The following is a 17,923-nucleotide window of genomic DNA, read 5'->3' on the forward strand; positions in this document are numbered from 1 at the left end:
AAGCTGCTGTGCCTGCTGTTGCTGCATCATATGCATGTTATTGCGCATCCGAAACGGATTTAGCTTTGTAAACCTGTGATCCTACGAGGAAGGAAACGACGCCCCATATGACCATTACGCCGATTCCGGCCCAGAATGCGCCTGATGCGATACCGGAGTCATAAATAAGTCCATCTCGCATGCCTTCGACGAAATAGGTAAGGGGCAGCATTTGCGTAACAGGCTGCAGCCAGGTCGGAAGCGATTCGAGCGGGAAGAAAACGCCGCTTAGGAACATCATCAGCATGCTCGCGATGTTCGACATCCCCATATAGGCCTCTATCGACTTGCTGAACGAAGAGAACAGGTAGCCCATCGCATTAAAAACCAATCCACCCGCAAGGAAGGCGATAACCAAGCTGAATATGTTGATATGGAGGTTTGCGCCGAACCCGAACACGCCAATCAGTGTCAAAATAATGATCTGTACGATGCCGAGCAGCAGCTTTACCAGCATGCCGGCAAGCCCGTAAAGTCCCATTCTGGCAGGTGTCATGCGAAGCCTTTTCATCAAGCCGTTCCTGCGCATTTCAACGAGTCCGACCATGCCGAACAATCCGCCCTGCGCCACAGACAAGCCAATCATGCCCGTTAACAGGAAATCGGCATAATTCAAATCGTCTGCGCCGGAGGAAATGGAGGTTTTGGCGAGGCTGAACGTTGGTGCTGTGCCTGCAACCGTCCAATTCGTCTGTTGAATGAATTGATCCAGTATGCCTGAGACGGCTTGGGTCGTTGCCCCTTGTTCGTCTGCTTTGTTCACGACGAGCTTGATCGTCGTTGCGCTCTCGGATTCAGGAAGAATAATGAGTGCATCAATGTCTTGCTTTTCGACAAGCTTATTGCCTGCCTCTAAAGTAACCGGCTGTTCGGATTCCCATTCAAATACAGGAATTTGCTGCAGTTGCTCAAACAGCATGGCGGAGGCTGCATTCGGCTGGGAATCAACAATTGCTATTTTGGCTTTGAAGCTTTCGCTGGAGCCGCCTCCGAATATGACCATAAACAGCACCATCAGAATAACGGGGAAAAAGATATTCCAAAACCATACCTGTTTCTCGCGAAACATCATTTTGATCTGAGCGGAAAACATTTTGGAAAACTGCTTTGTACTGTTCATCTAATCTCTCCACTCCTTCCCAGTGAAGGCAATGAATACGTCTTCCAGGCTCATTTCACGAATTGAAATCTGCTCAACCCGGAATCCGCGCTCCTTCGTAAAGCCGAACACCTCGTACAGGGTTTCTTCAGGCTGCGTTGTCCATAGCTGAAGGGCATCCCCATCGCGGCTTGTGCGAACGACGGCAGATTGAGTCTGCGCAATCTTTTCGGTCTCTATCGCAGCTGCGGCACCATCGATAAAGGTGAGCCTAACCTCGCGCTCCTGCGTAAGGCGGTCAATTAAGGCGGCAGGCGTGTCGAGCGTGACGACTTTGCCTTGGTCAACGATGCAGACGCGGTCGCTTAGCTTTTCGGCTTCCTCCATGTAGTGCGTCGTGAGAATAGTCGTTTTGCCGAGCGCCTTCAGCTTCAGTATGATATCCCAAATGTTGCGCCTAGCCTGCGGATCAAGTCCTGTGGTCGGTTCATCTAGAAAAATAAGGATCGGGTCGTTTATCATCGCAAGCCCGATTGCGAGCCTTTGTTTCTGACCGCCGGAGAGCTTGCGGACCTGCTTGTTCCGCTGATCGGTCAGGCTGATCATCTCCAGTACCTCCGAAGCCGGCTTGGATTTCGGATAGAAGGTTGCGAACAAATCCAAGTTTTCTTCAACAGTCAGCAGATCGAATAGAGCGCTTGATTGCGGCTGAACACCGATTGAGGTTTTAATTTGGTCACTGTTTTTGACCCAGCTAAGCTCGCCGAACTCGATCTGGCCGCTATCCGGTACCTGCAAGCCTTCGATCATTTCCAGCGTAGTCGTCTTGCCAGCGCCGTTCGGTCCGATTATCGTAAACACCTCGCCGGCCTCGACGGTGAAGCTGATGTCTTCCACTGCGTTTACCGCACCAAAGCTTTTCCGCAAATGACGCACCTCTAACACGGGCATTATGTAACCTCCTTAAAGTTTTGTGAAGCAAAACTCGCTTCGAAAGCATACGCTTAAAGTTTTGTGAAGCAAAACTCGCTTCGAAAGCATACGCTTAAGTTTTGTGAAGCAAAACTCGCTTCGAAAGCATACGCTTAAGTTTTGTGAAGCAAAACTCGCTTCGAAAGCATACGCTTAAGTTTTGTGAAGCAAAACTCGCTTCGAAAGTATATCCGAATGGTGGAACAGTTAACGTAATTTTAACCGTATCCAGTTTATGAGAGTAGGGACCAGAGCATGCTTTAAACTCAGCCTGAAGAAGGAGGGGGACGTATGGAGCATTGCTTATACGGCTAAAAGAATATTTATACGAGGATGGATGTAAAAAGAGTAACATTTTTCCAAGAAAATACGTTGTATCTTATATAACCCAACAAAGGAGTAAGAGAATGGCGTTACGAAAAATCGTTTATATTTTGCCTGTTCATTTTTTGGCATGGATTGTAGTTCCTATTGTGATGTTAGTGGAGCCGTTTAGCTGGTTCTTAAACCCGATTGTCAACAATACGCCTGCGTTCATCACGGTTTCCAGAGGGTTGGCGCAGTCTTTACTTATAGCGAATGTAATTGGTTTTTCCATGTATAAACTAAGTTCGAATACCCGCCTGTCGGTGAAGGATTGGCGTGTAGCCGGCCTCCTCGTTGCTTCTTCATTCGTTCATATTGCTGTTGTAGGCGTTATTATTTTCTTGCTGGTCGGATATGAGGATTTATAGAAAAGGTCGATTTCAATCGTTCATCTTATTTACAAGCTTCGCGGTTTTGGAGTAGGCGTGACTCAAATGTAGAGGTTGGCACCCAATCCGGACAAAAGATGATTACGAAGCAGGTATCGTAGTTTGGAATTGGCTTCCATTTAAACGAGGTGAATTAATTGCAAAAAAAAATAACGATGACCATCCTAAGTTTTTTGTTCTTGTTCGGTACGTGGTTTGCGTTCGCGCCTTTAAAAGCCCATGCATGCTCTTGCGCAGAGACTCCAAGTATAGAAGATCATTTGCAACGGAAAACGGCAATATTCACGGGCAAAGTATTGCGTTTGACAAAACCTGTTGAAGGGAAAATTTGGTCTACCGCAGACGCTGTAAAAGTTGAATTCGAGGTAAAAGAGGTTTGGAAAGGGGAATTGGGTTCTCAAACGACTGTTTACACAGCAAGGAGTTCGGCAAGTTGCGGATACGGTGGATTCGAATTAAATGAACAATTTATCGTTTTTGCTTATGGCGACGCAGATCGACTAGAAACAGGTCTTTGTGAGGGGAATAAGAGACTTGAATCCGCACAAGAGGAAATAAAAGCATTGGGAGTAGGATACGATCCTTCTAAAATGACAAGCACTCCTGAGGAATATTTGGATAAAACTATTGCAACAAAGGAGTCGAATAATCGGTTCATGGTCGTTTCATTACTTGTGGTTTTTCTAGCCATATGCATTCTGCTGCTCATAACCTTAAGAGGACGACGTCGATGAACACAACGGTTTGGGCTGCCTTACTTACTACGGATGTACTAGTTCATAAATGTTATATGATCTGAGAGCTACATTTTTCGGACCTGGGAAGACAAAAAAAGATGCAATCCATGAAGGATGCATCTTCTTTGCCATTTCGATTCCACATGCTTAAGCGTTGATAAATACCGTTCTCAGCTTCTCCAAATATTGGACATCCAGTCCAAATCCCTGAGCTATTGCGGCAAGCGGGACATACGTTTTATGTTCTTTGCCTACTTTATTCAAGAAAGCAGGCGTATCCAGCTTTATTGCTGCTCCGTCCAATTGAATGTGGGAGGCTCCGATTTGAACCGTCAGCTTGTGATCACCGTATGTAATCGCTGCTGTTTTGGTCTTTGCATCCCAAACGGTAACGGCTCCAAACACTTGGACAATATCTTGGATGGCGATAAAAGATCTGTCTGCTTTAATGACTGGTTTATAAGGTGTTTCTAGACTCTTCCCATTAACGATCACATTAATCGATTGCCCGCCGGCTGCTGCTAGCGTTGTGTGTGAACCCCAGATCGTTTCCGCAAAAATCTTGGCAATGAGTTCATAACCGGACTGGTTGGGATGGAAATCACGATCTGAAATCATGTGAGTCAATTGAGCTTCTTTACCTAAAAACGCCTCGGAAACATGCGCAACTTTAATTTTCAAGCCTTGGGCAGCAAAAGCTGCAGCAAGTTTATCTACGGTAGCAGTAAAATTTTTCGATACTTCATTTAGCTTAGGATACAAGGTTGCGTTAGCGATTTCCGGCATGGGCTGATACTGGTCAGCTATAATAATTTCAGCAGTTGGATTGATTTTATATAGATTCTGAATGACTTGATTTAGATTTTCTGCATAGCTATTCAATAAGGAAGATGTGCTTTCGGCTAATTGCTGGTCATTTAACGTTGCACCAAGCGTAAGCAATTGGGCGACATCATTTCCTCCGATTGTAACTACAATAAGATTGGAAGCGGCTATGCTCTCACGAATTTGCACCGTATTTGCTCCGAGTTTCCCTGCATTAGGATCGGACAGGTTAGGCTGTATAGCGTCAGCCTCTACTTTTGTGCCTAATTGAATCGCATCGACAAATGTTTTTAGTCCGCCTGTTTTCAAACCGGTTATGCCATAGTTGCTAACCGTTGTACGTCCGTGAAGAAGCCCTTGCTCATATAAACGCTCTACATAACCGTATGGTAACGCTGTCAAATTTGGTTCATAGCCTACGGTAATCGAATCACCCAAAGTAACAATCCGATATTTGGCAGCATCCTGTTTGTTCACCGTACCCTGAACGGAATCAACCGCTTGGCTTGAAGCTGCTTCCGCCTTTGACACAGGCAAGCCTACAGGCGATAGCAAAATTGTACTGGCAAGCAATGCGACCGACCATTTTTTCGCGTGCGTTTTCCAAGAAATTAAATTTTTCATTCTATCCGACACCCCTCATCTATTAATGATTGCTTAACAATCAGTAAATAGTATTTTAATATAAATTACCATAAAATTCTAGCGTTAAATATTTTCAAGTCTGCCAGATTCCCTTCTTTAACACCGATCGTGGGAAATTAGTAGGGCAGAGTCGTTTAGTTATAACCGAACTTTCCAACATGTCTATGGTAAACTAGTTCAAAGCATGAAACAGGAGGAGATGAAAGCAAGGATGGAAGATTCTATCGTTACAAAAGCAGTGCGAATTGCAAGCGATTTTCTTCTTGAGCAAGTAAAAACTTCATATCAGATTATAGGAAAAGGCTTCGTAAATCAGGTTTGCGTAGTCGAAACAGAGAGTCGTAAAGTCGTTGTTCGCATGAACAATAAAGATGCATATTCAAGCTATATGAAAGAAAAATGGTGTATCGAACAAGCTGCCACTGTTGGTATTCCCGGACCTACGGTGTTGTCCATTGGCATAGTGGATGAAACCGCATATATGATTCAAGCTTTTGTTGATGGTGAAAACGGGCTAGATAGTACGATTCTCAAATCCGATGTTTGGAGGCAGCTGGGCGAATATGCAAAACGTATTCATGCGATTCAAGTGAAGGGATACGGGGAAAATCTGATTGACCCCGTCCATGGTGAGTTTCACTCACCTCCTCATCCAGGGTCGGACGGCAGCTGGCTAGGGTATGTGCAGTATAATATCAATAGTTTGACGGAGTATGATCGGTTGATTGAGCTTGGCGTACTTACTCAGACAGAATCGCTAAAAGTGCGGAAGCTGTTTGAAAATCTGAAGGAAAGAACGTTTCGCTTCGGTTTAAATCATGGAGATATCTCTTTAAAGAATACGATTATCAATCAGGCAAACCAAGTGATACTGCTGGATTGGGAAAATGCAGAAGTAAGCGTAGTACCGCATGGAGCTGTTAATCAATTGATGCAGTACCAACTACTAGGTTCAGAAGAAGGCCCGAGAATGGAAGATTTGAATGCATTTCTAGACGGGTATGGCATAAATGCAGAAGACCTTGCAGATGGGAGAAGCTTGCTGCTATTAAAAGCAATCGATAACCTCAGATGGGCTATTGATAAAAGTCCCGACCGGGTTGAATCCTACGCTGCTTTCGCAAAACAAGTTGTTGACTTGATTATGGATGAGCTGTAAATAAGACCTCGCTAACTTAAGCGGGGTTTTCGTTTATGACTAACATAAGATGCCTTCGGGTTACTGGAGTACGAAAGAAATTTTATTTTTTTCTAATCTCTCCTGCGTTTTTAGTTGGTTTTATGTTTAGCTATTATTTCAGAACGCATAACATCGGACTATTTTAAACGTCAAGGGTAATGCTAGTAATATAGAGATCATGGACAGTAGGTCGGATGGCAGCGATATTGCCCAAAATACGGGATTCGGCAATGAGTATTATTTCTCTTCGAGAATAAGGTTCCGCCATTTTATTAAAGGATGCTGCGGGCAAAATAAAAGGAGAGAAGGCAATCGCCTTCTCTCCTTTTTGTATTATTTTTTCGCTGCAAGGAATGCATCGATTTGAGTTTGAAGCTCAGCTTGAATCTTCTCGATACCTGCTGCTTTGATTTGTTTGTTCAAATCTGCAAGGCCTTTATCTACGTCTTTGATTACGCCATACTCTAAAGGAATTGCATAACGAAGCATGACGTTACTTACATTGGCCACTTCTGTTTTTACTTTGCTGTTATCGAATACAAACGTTTCAAGCGGGTAGTGGTACACGCTGCTGTCCCAACCGTTTTGCATTGCAGTCGCTTCCTCAGGGAATGACTCGTTATCACGGTTTAGAGGGGAGTTGAAGCCCCAGAAGGAGAAGCCAGTGTAGTTCGGGCTTTTGTCCGTCGATTGGAATTTCTCATCGCCAACAGCTGTGTAGTGAACGCCTTCAATACCGAGATTGATAAGGTCATGCAGCTCTTGGTCATTTTGCATCAAATCAATAAACATAAGAGCGCGTTCCGGGTACTTCGATGTCGCATGTACGGATACCCCGTTCTGTGTAGCGACAGCTTGGGACTTCTTGCTGTTTGGGTTAATGTCAGCAAGTGCAACTTCATATTGATTCGTTTGGCGCATCAAGGCCATTAGTGAGCCGAGCGTACCCATATTATGCGTAATAGATGCCGTTTTACCTTCTCTGAAATCTTGCTGATGATCATTTTTGTTGTTCAGTACGTTCTTGGACCAAGCGCCATTGTCTGCAAGATCTTTGTAGTAAACGAGCAGATCTTTGAATTCTGGTGTTTCATAGACATTGAAGATCTTGCCAGCTTCATCTGTAATTTTAAAGCCGAGCGGAATGTCTAGATCGAACAGGTTCCAGTCATATTGCTGCTTCAACATAATGCGGTCTAGGTTGTGCATCTTCCAGTCGCCTGTTTCTGGTGTGAAAGGCGTAATTCCTTTCTCGTTAGCTGCTACTGCTTTCAAATAGTTAGCATAAGTTTCAGGGCTGTCAATGGCAGGAAGATTGTATTTTTTGCGTAAATCTTCACGGTAGAGGATAAGCTTCTCAACGGATTCGCCAAGGTTCTGTGGAACCATGAACAGCTTGCCATTCACTTTAGCTTGATCCCAGTTTACTTCGGACATTTCTTTCCAAGTAGTAGGCATATAAGTTTTCAGCATATCTTCTGTCAATTCAAGGAAGCCGCCTTTGAGCGCTTGGTCATTGTATCCTGCCCAGTTAGCCGTGTAGATAAGGTCGAAATCTTCATTAGCAGCCAGCTTCAACGGATATTTCTGTGCCCAATCGGACCAATCCAGAAATTCACCTTCAAGGGTTACGTTGATTTTTGCTTTCAATTTCTCGTTAACAGCTGCAAACACGGAGTCGTAATCAACCGGTTTAGGTCCTACAAATACCATTTTCAGTTTAACCGCTTCAGATGTATCTAACGCGCCTTGCTCTGTATTCGTGCTTGTCTCTCCACCGTCAGGTGCCTTTGTAGCAGCAGGTGCGTTATTGTTTTTGTTTCCGCAAGCGCTGATGATCATCACCATTGCCATGATCATAGCCAGCATGATTATACTTTTCTTTTTAACCATTTGAAATATCCCCCTTGTGATGAATCGTATTTATCGATAAACCAAGTTTCCTTGGAATCATCCTTTTACAGCGCCGATCGTCAAGCCTTTAACGAAGTACTTCTGGATAAACGGATACGCGACTAGAATCGGGCCGCTGGCGACAACGGTCATTGCCATCTTCAAGCCTTCAGTAGGGAGCACGTTGGTCACGACTGCGCCTGAGCCCATCATCGCTTTGCGCATGCCATCCATATTGCCGAGCATCTTGTACAGGTAGTATTGGAGCGGCATCAGCTTTTCATCCGAGACAAAAAGCAAGGCGTTGTACCAGTCGTTCCAATAACCGAGTGCGAGAAAGAGTCCAATTGTTGCGAGTGCGGGCTTCGAGAGCGGAAGGATCAGACGAAGGAAAATGAGAAAGTCGCCTGCGCCGTCTATTTTAGCCGATTCCACAATCGCTTCTGGAATATTGCTCATAAACGATTTCATGACAATGATATAGAACACGTTGAGCAGCAGCGGAAGAATCAAGGCTAGAATCGTATCCTTCATATGCAGGTAATTGACGACTAGAAGGTACCAAGGCACGAGGCCGCCGCTGAACAAGGTGGTAAAGAAGAAGAAAAACGAGAATTGATTCCGCCATTTGAAATCTCTTCTGGACAAGCAATACGCGGTCATCGCGGTCAGGAATAATCCGATTACGGTTCCGATTGCGGTAACAGCCAGCGTCACCGAATATGCACGTAAAATTTGCTCGGGATACTTAAACAAAATTTTGTAGGGCTCGAATGAAAACTCACTCGGGAAAAATTGATAACCTTTCGTTACAATCGTGCTTTCCTCGGATAGTGACGAGGATAGGATTAGAATAAAAGGCAGGATGCACAGTGCAGCCAGGACAGATAAAGATATATAACCGATAACGGAAAGCAATTGGCGGTCCCGTTGATTGGATCTTACTGGTTTCGTTTCAAGCTCAGTTCCACTCATCTCATATCACCTCCCATTAGAATAAGGCCCGATCTTTGTCATATCTGCGAACGGAGTAGTTCACGAGCATAATGGCTGTAAATCCAAGAACGGATTGGAAAACGCCTGCTGCGGCCGACATACCGATATCATTCGAGGTAATCAGTGACCGGAATACGAATGTGTCGATGACGTCGGTGGATGAGAACAGAACACCGTTGTTGCCGACCATGTTGTAGAACATTCCGAAATCTCCTCTGAATATATTGCCTACTGCAAGCAGCACTAGAATGATTACGGTTGGATAAAGGTTAGGAATCGTCACCTTCAGGATACGCTGGAACACATTCGCTCCGTCGATCTCAGCGGCTTCGTACATTTCCGTATCGATGCTCGTAATGGCCGCCAAATACATGACCGTACCGTAACCAAGCATCTTCCATGCGGACACAATCGTCAAAATGTATGGCCAATAAGCAGGTGTATTATAGATATCGATTGGCTCCATGCCGATTCCTCTTAGCAGGGAATTGACGGTACCAATATCGAAGTTCAATAAATTATAAGCAATTGCGCCTACAACGACCCATGAAATGAAGTAGGGGAGAAACAGAATGGATTGCGTGATTTTGCGGAACCATTTGCCTCCGACCTCGAACAATAGAATCGCGGTGAAAATTTGCAAGACGTTATTTACGACGATGAATGCGACGTTATAAAGCGCCGTATTTCTCGTAATTCTCCAAGCGTCCCCTGATTCAAAGAAAAATCTGAAATTATCGAGCCCGTTCCAAGCGCTTCCAAAAATGCCGCCGGCGTAATCATAATGCTTGAACGCAATGATTATTCCTGCCATCGGTACATAGGCAAACAGCAGGAAAAACAAAACAGCGGGCGTTAGCATCAGCAGAATCGTGCGGTATTTGATTACATCATTTATAAATCCGTTTCGTTTCATGTGCGCTCCCTCTCTCATCTCTTGTCTACATTCATTATAAGAAATAGAAAAGAGCAGCATAATTAAGGTGATCAACTAAAACCAATACTAATTCAACGATTGCCTGTATAAGGGCAAAGAAATTGCCCGGTCCTGTGCAGACGCGGGCATTCGCATATGATTAGTTTAAATTTTATGCTGCTTGCGATACTCTCCAGGCGACATGCCGGTGGACAGCTTGAACTGCCGGTTGAAATACACAATGTTTTTATAGCCGGCAAGCTCTGCGATCTCATATACCTTTCGAGTCGGATCCTTCAACAATTCACATACACGCTTCATGCGCAGATCGATAAGGAAATCGGTGAACAACGTATTGGTTTCAGCCTTGAAGAGCTGTCCTAAGTAGTTGGGCGTGAAGTCGAAATGCGAAGCTACCTCATTCAGCGTGATCTTCTGGTCGAGCCGCTGCTCGACGAATCGCGTAATCTCATCTATAAGCTTGCGTTTCTGCCGCTGCTTCTTCAAATACAGCAGTTCTGACAATTCAAAAAATCGTCTTCGCAGCCACGATAAAATATCATGCACCGTTTCAAATTGAAACAAAATAAAGGGCTGATGCGACTCCCATTTCAAAATTTCGTACAAATGCTCGTTCATCTGCTGAAGATCAGCATGAAGCTTGGAGGTAATACGAATGATAAGATCATAGATGTCGCTTTTCTGAGTAAGGGGCTGATCCCCGTTAAACAGCTCAAGCAAGCAATCGTCGATCGCAGTCAGGTCATATTCGAGCATCGCTTGAAGCATCCGGTCGACGGTCTTCTCCAAGTTCAAAGCCATTGCCTGCTTGGGAGACCATGCCGAAGCATCCTGAATGAGCCTGTTTTTGCCAAACACCCATTTGATGCTTAGCGCCGCTTGGGCTTGCCGATAGGAGTCATGCAGCTTATTGACTTCTGACGTATATTTGCCCGTTCCAATCGTAATGGAGTAGGCGAATTGTTTGTAGAATGCTTCGATTAATTGTTCGAGCACAGCCTTTATATGCTCTTCCGGAATCGTGGTCAGCAGCACGAAATGGTCGTCGTGGCTCGCCATTAAGGTTCCTAGGCTTTTCGCGTTCACAAATTCTCGGATGAAGAGGGAGATGCTTGCGATTAACAATCGCCGTTCCTCTTCCGTCGTAAGATGAATTTTCCAGGCTAGATCATCTACTTCGATAATGGCGACTGTCGCTCCGTTCTCAAGGATCGGTGCGAGGAAGCGATGAAGATGATCCTCTACCTGTCCCGGGGTAGGCTCCTTGAACCAGCGCAGCAGCAGCTCCTGATGCACGAGGCTGAGTGTTTCCGAGAGGGAAGAGCGCTGTTTTCTTTCCTCCTCGATCTTGCTGCACATCTGATCCAGCATATCATGCAGCTCACGGTCCTCGACAGGTTTAAGAAGGTAGCCGGAAGCGTTCAATTGAATCGCTTCTTTGGCATAGCTGAAGTCCTGGTGACCGCTTATAAAAACGATATGAACCTGCGGATTGATCTCCTTCGCTTTGCGCGCGAATTCCATGCCGGTCATAATCGGCATACGTATGTCGGAGAGAATAAGATCAACGGGCTGCTGCTCCATGAGCTCAAGCGCCTCGAAGCCGCTGACCGCCGTTCTCACATTCTGCTGCTGCATAGCCTTGTTGCTCACAACGCGCCGACGAAGCCATTCCAAATCAATGGATTCATCATCCACGAGTAAAATATTGATTTCCATATGCGTCTGCTCCTCTCATCGTTGTCTGCGTTCAGGCGATGATATCGCCATCTTCCTTTATCTCTGCATTGGCAATCGGAAGAATAATTTGTACGGTCGTTCCTGCTCCGTAATGGCTGCCTATGCGAATGCCGAAGTCATTGCCGTACCGTAGCTTAATTCGTTCCTCCACGTTTTTGAGCCCGTACTTATCCGACTGGTTGTCCGGCTGAAGCGTATTGGATTGCATCTTCTTAAGGGTATCCGGTCTCATTCCGATGCCGTTATCGATGACTTTGAGCTCAATATGGTCGCCAAGCCGTTTCCCGGTAATTCGAATGGCTATGGATTTGCCGAACCATGAATGCTTGAATATATTCTCAACAAAGGGCTGCAGGATCAGCTTAATGATCGGCGTATGCAAAATTTCAGGCTCGACATCGAAATAGACCTTGAACGTGTCCGCATATTTGACCCGCTGAATATCGAGGTAGGCTTCAATCTGCTCGAGCTCCTTCTCCAGCGAGATATAGACATTGCCGCCATTTAAGGTAAGCCGGTAGAACTTGGACAAGCCTTGCACCATCTGGGTGACCTTCTGAACCTCGCCGAGATTGGCAAGACTGCCTATCGTAGACAAAGTATTATATAAAAAATGAGGGCTGATCTGTGCTTGAAGCACATCAAGCTCGGCCTGTTTCTTTTGAATGCCCTGCACATATTCATTTTTGATCAATTCCTGTATGCTCGTCGCCATCTGGTTAAAGGAATCGGCAATATGGACAAATTCGTCATTGCCTGTGAACACGATCCGTTTATGAAAGTTGCCTTCTTGGAAGGAACGGACGAGCGTGACGATTCGCTTCATTTTTTTGCCGGAGAGCCTCGCCACGATAAAGCCGATAAAAGCCATGACCAAAAAGCTGATCGTACAGACGGTTCCGATCACTTTCTGCATTCTGCTGGCATCTTTGTTCAAATAAGCATGGGGTACCAGAGATTCGATAATGAAAGGTGTTCCGGTAATCTGTTCTTTGATGCTGAGCTCGTTGCTTTGGTTCGAATGTGCGTCAGCCTCTCCTCGGGTGTATAGGGTTGTGCCTGTCGTCGTATCGACAAGCCGCAGACTGATGCCTTGGTCGATCGGGAACGTATCGAAGTTGCCAAAGAGCTCGTCGAACCTTGCTGTTACACGGACATAGCCGATTACAGACGCAAGACCGCTGGACGAAACCAGTTTGCGGAAATGAGAAATATGATTCAGTTTCTTGTCTGTATCCAGTTGAAGCCACAGATTATCCTGATTCATGGCTTGAATCGATTCGAACCAATCCGTGTTTGCGATGCTGCTGGCAGGAAGGACGTAATAGTCTCTTCTGCTAATCTCCTTCTCCATATTGTCGCCGGGAACCTCGTACATTTTTTCATTCACGGTGTAGAGGACGAGACGGATGTTGTTGCCGTACAGCTGAAGCGGCGCTTTCATCTGAGGAATGATATCATCTCTCATTTTGAGCATGACCTCAAGCGGATCTCCTGCATTCTGAAGTGCGTTCTGAAAGGTAAGGCTGGTGAACAAGGTGCTCGACATCCGGTTGATTTCATCCATTTGGTATTCAATATTGTTGCGTGTCTGCTTCATAGCTGTCCGAATATTCGTTTCGGCCATTTCGGTTCGGGATTGAATGAGCATCGTATACGAAATATAGCCAATGAGCAGGTCAGTCAGCAGAACAAGCAGCAGGTAAGGGATCATCATTTTGTAAGTGAAAGGAATATACAGCCTTCCTAGTTTGAAGCGTCGCATGAGACTTCCTCTTTCGCAGCAAATTTATTTTTATTAAATATACAGGATTAAAAAGACGAAGTATATTATTAACCAAGTTGAGATTGTTCTGTAAATCTGTTTTTGGAAAATATAGAGAAAGGATATGATTTCGCCATCCTTTCTCTATATTTCTACGCGAAACGTAAGCTTAGCCGCCAGAGGACGGCTTCTGCCGTTTACGCTTGGGACATATGTCCTATCCTTTACCTGTCATTCTGTCTTTTAATGGAGAGACGAAGAATGAAGGAGAGAGCGTATGAAAGGAAGTTTGTTTGCGTTATTAGCGGGGGCCTTCATTACCCTGCAGGGAGTCGCTAATTCGCGGATTAGCCAGGATATCGGTACTTGGCAGGCGGCAGCCCTCACCCAGTTGACCGGATTCGTGACAGCACTGCTTATTCTGCTCGTTGTCCGTGACGGACAGTGGCAGTCTTTTAGACAGGTAAAGCCGATCTATTTGACAGGCGGCGCGTTCGCTGCCGTTATCATTTTTGGCAATGTGACAGCTATTCACCATATGGGGGTTACCTTTACGATATCAGCGGTATTAATTGCCCAGCTATGCCTGACCTTTTGGATCGAAGCGAGAGGATGGTTCGGTCTGGAAAAGCGAAGGATCAGGCTGCCTCAGCTGATAGGAATCGGAATGATGGTCGCTGGCGTAGTCATTTTGAAATTATAATTTACCCGAAGCGAGGCGGTACAGTCGGATGAACGAAATAAAGGATGATGCGCAGCTGACGAGTTTTCTGCACGCCTATCAGCTTGAAGAGATCTTTCCAGCGCCGCTGCGACCGCAGCTATCGCTTTGCAGCTTCGAGCAAGGCGAGCTGATATGCACGCAAGGTGAAGCCGCTCATCAAATGTACGTACTGATAAAAGGGAAGATTAAGATCTTCAACACCTCAACGGAAGGCAGAACACTCGTAATCTCATTTAAAACACCGCTTGAGGTCATTGGAGATATCGAATATATACGCGGGATTGATATCATCAATACAGTCGAGGCGGTATCGCCTGTCGTCATGATCGGCGTTCACTATCGGTCGTTGAAGGCATACAGTCATCATCCCCAGCTGCTCCATTTCTTATTGGATATTATTACGAAAAAGTTTTTTATCAAGTCCAATGCCATGAGCATGAACTTGATGTATCCCGTAGAAGTTCGATTAGCCAGCTATTTGCTCTCGATGTCTTATGATGAAACGGACTCGGCGTTCAGGGGACACCTAAGCGCGACAAGTCTTACGGATACGGCGAACCTGATCGGAACGAGCTATCGGCATCTGAACAGAGTGATACAGAAGCTGTGCGCGGAAGGCATGGTGGAACGCAGCAGGATGGGCATTTACATTAAAGACCGGGAACGGTTAAGCGCGCTTGCTAGCCATTCTGGCTCGAATAAGGAGATGGGATCATGATTGCAGGATTTATACTCGCGATCACGGCTGGTTCGCTGGTGGGCATACAAACGATATTCAACAGCAAGGTGAGCGAGCGAGCAGGCTCGTGGGCAACGACGGCATTGGTGCTGGGCTTGGGATTTGCCGCTTCGCTCGGTCTAGGTCTGCTTTTCGAGGGGAAAGGGATGTTCGCGCTGCATGATATGCAGCTCTGGTATTGGTTCAGCGGCGTAATCGGGGTAGGTGTAGTGATTAGCTTGGTGAATGGCATAAGGCTGCTCGGACCGACGCTAGGCGTCTCGATCATGCTGTCTTCCCAGCTTGGCTTCGCATTGCTGTGGGATTCCTTCGGATGGCTTGGCTTGGAAAAGGTCCCTTTCACGCCTGCAAAGCTTCTCGGCGTTCTGATTATAGTCGGCGGCATTGTTCTATTCAAATGGAGCGGCGGACGTCAGACCGCAAAGTCCGCTGAGACGACGAAGTTCGGAGAGGCAACGTAGTTCGCATAGATGACAGTACAGCTGAGAGAACATGACCGTGAGACAACAAAGTCCGCAGAGAGAACATAGCCGAAGAGACAACAAAGTCCGCAGAGAGAACACAGCCGAAGAGACAATAAAGTCCGCAGAGAGAACACAGCCCGAAGAGACAACAAAGTCCGCAGAGATGACGGAGTTCGGAGAGACAACGTAGTTCGCAGAGACAACATAGACGACAGAGAAAACGGAGTTCGCAGAGGCAACATAGTCGATAGAGACAACGTAGTTCGCAAAGACAACATAGACGACAGAGACAACCTAGTCCGCACAACGCAAGAAGCCCAAGCTCGATGACGAGCTTGGGCTTCTTTATGGTCAACTAGCTAAGCACGATAACGCCGAAACCTTCCAGCGATATGGTTCCGCTGAGCGTATTGCCGGTGAGCAGATCGGTTTTCTCCTCATCGATCGTGATGGCAGCAGGCTGCTCGCTGTAGTTCAGCAGGAAGAACAGCGGTCCATCTTCTCCTTCGCGAATGGCGAGCTCTACGTCAGGCGGGAGTGACAGCCAGCCCGCAGTCGGCGCAGCAAGTCCGAGGCGCTCGATGATTTGTCCTGCGGAAGCATCGTTGAATACGGCTCCGAAGTACCAAGCCTCGCCTTCGCCGAAAGCATTTCTCGTCACGGCAGGCTTGCCGGCATAGTAGTCAGAAGCGTAGGTGGCTACTACCTCGACGGAGTCAACCTCCACGTATAAAATCTCATTAAAGGCGTCCGCGCCAGTAATTGCTTCATTGCCCCCGTTCCATTTCATCGAGGTTGCGGCACGCGTTCCTTTCACCATCGTGAATTCCTCGACGGAAATGCCGCAAAGTCCAGCAGCTGCGCCGGGGAATGGCCGCATATAGGCGTGGCCGTGTTCGTTCTTGTAGCCGGTTCGGCAGCCGAAAATAATAATGCCGCCTTCGCGTGCGTACTGCTCCAGCAGCGCGGCGGTCTCATCGCGCATAATCGCGGGATGCGGGTAAATGAGAACCTTGTAGCGCTTCAGATCTTCAATCGTAGTACTGTTGCGAACATACAGCGTATCGCTTGGAATATGGCGTCTGCTCAGCGCTTTGAACCAGGACGCTGCGCTTTGCCAAGCGAACGGGCCATGCCAGATGTCGTATTCGCCGTCCCAATCATTGTCATAATCGCGAAGGAGCGCAACGTCGGCCTTAAACGCAGAAGCCGCGATGCGGTTGCCTGCAAGCGCAAGCTCCGAGCCGATTTGCCCCGCTTCGCGGACGCGGCGGTTCGGGCGGTTGTGATAGTCATTGATTCCATGCCAATAAATCTCGTTGCCGAAGGTTGCGGTCCGCCAGCGGAAATAAAGGACCATATTTGCACCGTGCGCAATGGACTGGTACGTCCAGAGCCGCATTTGGCCTGGCTTAGGCGAAGGCATATCCATTCGGTTGACCCATCCGCCTGGCCCCGATTGCTGCTCCATGATGGCAAAGTTTGGCGAGATGGAGCGGACAACGCCCAGCTTCTGGCTCCAGCTGCGGTCAGCTAGCGGATTCTCCTCGCCTTTCGAATCATACAGCGTGGAGAACTGCGGATAAGAATCATAGCTGAAAAAGTCTAGCAGCTCGTCGCTCATCCGATGGCTGTCCAAATGTCCGAACAGGCCGTTCGTCGTTACCCACTGATGAGGAGCGACCTCGCGCAAAATATCGCCCTGTACCTTTGCATACGATATGGTATTGTCAGAAATGAACCTTTTCTCATCCAGCGCCTGATGGGGATTAGGCTGCTTATGGGCAGGAGTTGGGCGCGGCAGGAAAACCTGCTCCCAATCCGTGTACGTTTGGCTCCAGAATACGGTGCCCCAAGCTGCGTTCAGCTTGTCCAGCGTGCCATATCTCTCCTGCAGCCAAGCCCGGAACGCATCATGATCGGCAGGCGCGTAGAACTCGCTGATCTCACAGTTGAATTCATTGTCGATCTGCCAGCCGATTACAGCGGGATGGTCTTTATAATGCTCAGCCATCTGACGCGTAATGATTGCCGACAGTTCGCGGTATTTGGTGCTGCTGTAGTTGTAATGACGGCGCAGCCCATGCTGGAGCGTAACGCCGTCCTGCGTCACATTGAGCACCTCGGGATACTTATGCGTCAGCCAAGCCGGGGGCGTGGCTGTCGGCGTTCCAATAATGACTTTGAGGCCGTGCTTGTGGGCAAGATCTAGAGCGCGGTCGAACAGGTCGAACGAGAAGACGCCTTCCTGCGGCTCGAAGATGGACCAAGCAAATTCCGCTACGCGGACAATGGAGAAATGAAGCTCGCGCATCCGGCGGAAGTCATCCTCCCACAGCGATTCAGGCCAGTGCTCCGGATAATAACAGGTGCCGAGGCGGAATTCTTTCAAGGCATCGATAGATTTCATATT

At 47.0% G+C, this 17,923-nt stretch carries 15 protein-coding genes; 6 read left to right on the plus strand and 9 right to left on the minus strand.

Annotated features, from left to right (window positions below; translation table 11 throughout):
• Positions 1-37 precede the first annotated feature (37 nt).
• On the minus strand, positions 38-1,159 hold the full coding sequence (locus AB4Z29_RS20525) for an ABC transporter permease (RefSeq protein ID WP_441944856.1): 1,122 nt from the start codon (positions 1,157-1,159) through the stop codon (positions 38-40).
• Positions 1,160-2,089, minus strand: coding sequence for an ABC transporter ATP-binding protein (locus tag AB4Z29_RS20530; protein ID WP_441944857.1), 930 nt, complete (start codon positions 2,087-2,089; stop codon positions 1,160-1,162).
• A gap of 428 nt (positions 2,090-2,517) precedes the next feature.
• Between AB4Z29_RS20530 and AB4Z29_RS20535 the strand changes: the two genes are divergently transcribed.
• Both AB4Z29_RS20535 and AB4Z29_RS20540 read left to right on the plus strand, forming a co-directional pair.
• The gene (locus tag AB4Z29_RS20535) at positions 2,518-2,844 is read left to right on the plus strand and encodes a hypothetical protein (RefSeq protein WP_441944858.1); all 327 of its coding nucleotides are present in this window, start codon (positions 2,518-2,520) and stop codon (positions 2,842-2,844) included.
• A 158-nt stretch (positions 2,845-3,002) separates the two neighbouring features.
• Complete coding sequence (locus AB4Z29_RS20540; RefSeq protein ID WP_441944859.1) at positions 3,003-3,599, plus strand: hypothetical protein; 597 nt, start codon at positions 3,003-3,005, stop codon at positions 3,597-3,599.
• Positions 3,600-3,749: 150 nt separating this feature from the next.
• Here the strand turns inward: AB4Z29_RS20540 and AB4Z29_RS20545 are convergent, their stop codons facing one another.
• Positions 3,750-5,051: a stalk domain-containing protein gene (locus tag AB4Z29_RS20545; protein WP_441944860.1), complete on the minus strand. Its 1,302-nt coding sequence runs from the start codon at positions 5,049-5,051 to the stop codon at positions 3,750-3,752.
• Positions 5,052-5,283: 232 nt separating this feature from the next.
• On the opposite strand from AB4Z29_RS20545, the gene AB4Z29_RS20550 reads away from it, so the two are divergent.
• Positions 5,284-6,231, plus strand: coding sequence for a phosphotransferase (locus AB4Z29_RS20550; protein WP_441944861.1), 948 nt, complete (start codon positions 5,284-5,286; stop codon positions 6,229-6,231).
• Between the two features lie 354 nt (positions 6,232-6,585).
• On the opposite strand, the gene AB4Z29_RS20555 is transcribed toward AB4Z29_RS20550, so the two are convergent.
• The 5 genes from AB4Z29_RS20555 to AB4Z29_RS20575 all read right to left on the minus strand — a co-directional run bounded on the left by AB4Z29_RS20555 (position 6,586) and on the right by AB4Z29_RS20575 (position 13,583).
• The gene (locus tag AB4Z29_RS20555; RefSeq protein ID WP_441944862.1) at positions 6,586-8,145 is read right to left on the minus strand and encodes an ABC transporter substrate-binding protein; all 1,560 of its coding nucleotides are present in this window, start codon (positions 8,143-8,145) and stop codon (positions 6,586-6,588) included.
• Positions 8,146-8,202: 57 nt separating this feature from the next.
• A complete protein-coding gene (locus tag AB4Z29_RS20560) occupies positions 8,203-9,120 on the minus strand; it encodes a carbohydrate ABC transporter permease (protein ID WP_441944863.1) in 918 nt (305 codons plus the stop codon).
• A gap of 16 nt (positions 9,121-9,136) precedes the next feature.
• A complete protein-coding gene (locus AB4Z29_RS20565) occupies positions 9,137-10,057 on the minus strand; it encodes an ABC transporter permease (RefSeq protein WP_183570239.1) in 921 nt (306 codons plus the stop codon).
• A 165-nt stretch (positions 10,058-10,222) separates the two neighbouring features.
• On the minus strand, positions 10,223-11,797 hold the full coding sequence (locus tag AB4Z29_RS20570; protein WP_441944864.1) for a response regulator: 1,575 nt from the start codon (positions 11,795-11,797) through the stop codon (positions 10,223-10,225).
• A gap of 31 nt (positions 11,798-11,828) precedes the next feature.
• Entirely contained in the window at positions 11,829-13,583 is a 1,755-nt protein-coding gene (locus AB4Z29_RS20575; RefSeq protein WP_441944865.1) for a sensor histidine kinase, read from the minus strand.
• Positions 13,584-13,860: 277 nt separating this feature from the next.
• Here AB4Z29_RS20575 and AB4Z29_RS20580 point away from each other — a divergent pair, with 277 nt between their 5' ends.
• From AB4Z29_RS20580 to AB4Z29_RS20590, 3 genes are read left to right on the plus strand one after another with little or no spacing between them, the layout of a single operon-like run.
• Positions 13,861-14,286, plus strand: a complete 426-nt coding sequence (locus tag AB4Z29_RS20580; RefSeq protein WP_441944866.1) for a DMT family transporter — start codon at positions 13,861-13,863, stop codon at positions 14,284-14,286.
• A gap of 28 nt (positions 14,287-14,314) precedes the next feature.
• Complete coding sequence (locus AB4Z29_RS20585; protein ID WP_441944867.1) at positions 14,315-15,025, plus strand: Crp/Fnr family transcriptional regulator; 711 nt, start codon at positions 14,315-14,317, stop codon at positions 15,023-15,025.
• Positions 15,022-15,507 carry a DMT family transporter gene (locus AB4Z29_RS20590; protein ID WP_441944868.1) on the plus strand — a complete coding sequence of 162 codons (486 nt, stop codon included), beginning with the start codon at positions 15,022-15,024 and terminating at the stop codon, positions 15,505-15,507. The genes AB4Z29_RS20585 and AB4Z29_RS20590 overlap by 4 nt, the downstream gene beginning before the upstream one ends.
• 358 nt (positions 15,508-15,865) lie before the next feature.
• On the opposite strand, the gene AB4Z29_RS20595 is transcribed toward AB4Z29_RS20590, so the two are convergent.
• Positions 15,866-17,920, minus strand: coding sequence for a beta-galactosidase (locus tag AB4Z29_RS20595; protein ID WP_441944869.1), 2,055 nt, complete (start codon positions 17,918-17,920; stop codon positions 15,866-15,868).
• Positions 17,921-17,923 lie beyond the last annotated feature (3 nt).

Origin of the sequence: Paenibacillus sp. 2TAB23 (assembly GCF_052115165.1) — a bacterium.
Classification (GTDB): Bacteria; Bacillota; Bacilli; order Paenibacillales; family Paenibacillaceae; genus Pristimantibacillus.